A 967-nucleotide genomic window follows, 5' to 3' on the forward strand; every position below is an offset into this window, starting at 1 on the left:
ACCAACTGAAGCTGTGTTAAAATTTTTAAAAGACTAACTGGTCTAAAATGTATATGGTTTTCACAAAATTAACAAATTATTTACCAACTAAAGACAAATTAGGAAAAGTTGATATTTTTTATAATTAAAAATGAAACTATTGTCAGAAAAATCTAGAAGCATATAATAAAAACTGGATATAATATTTATGGACCTTATTAAGTATTTTTACTCCTTTCAATCCTAATATAGAATCAAAAAATAGTCAGCAATCTAGACCACCATAAAAAATAATAGATAACATAATAAATCAAATAATAAGCAATCAATAACAAATAGTTATTNNTNTGCAANANNNNTATTAAATAAATAATTTAGGTTTAGTTTTAAATTTTGTTATATTNCTTATTAGTAGTAATCAGCAACACAATAACATTTATAAACTATTAAATGAATAATGTGACAATTATTATTCACATACTAACCTTAATTATTAAAATAAACGGACCAGATTTATTAGACTTCTTGCATAACCTAGTTATTTTAAAATTCCTATAAAATATATTTAAAATAACTAGGTTATGCAAGAAGTCTAATATTTATTATACACCTTGACCAATTGATAAATATCGAATTTCGTTTAAACCAGAAGACTATGTCTATCCACCATCATAAGATATTAATTATGATAGGTTAAGAACAATAAAGTAAACTTTATTGTTTTTTATTTATAAATATGCATAAATAATATGTAAAAACTAGTTTATTTAGGTAAAATTATAAAGTAATTTTTTAAATCAATGAAAGGGAAAATTTATGAATAAAATATTTCTTTTAATTTCAACAATGCTTATTTCTTTTTTTATTACTATTATTTTACCCAATAAAACAATAATTTATGATCCTACTAATACTATTGAAAAAAATAATAAATATTCAATAGACTTCTTGCATAACCTAGTTATTTTAAAATTCCTATAAAATATAT

At 20.4% G+C, this 967-nt stretch carries 1 protein-coding gene; it reads left to right on the plus strand.

The window, feature by feature from the left end:
- Window positions 1-795: 795 nt before the first annotated feature.
- Window positions 796-960: a hypothetical protein gene (locus BST80_RS05270; protein WP_415746282.1), complete on the plus strand. Its 165-nt coding sequence runs from the start codon at window positions 796-798 to the stop codon at window positions 958-960.
- Window positions 961-967: the final 7 nt, after the last annotated feature.

It is taken from the genome of Spiroplasma sp. Moj, from assembly GCF_016082285.1.
In the GTDB taxonomy this organism is placed as follows: domain Bacteria; phylum Bacillota_I; class Bacilli_A; order Mycoplasmatales; family Mycoplasmataceae; genus Spiroplasma; species Spiroplasma phoeniceum.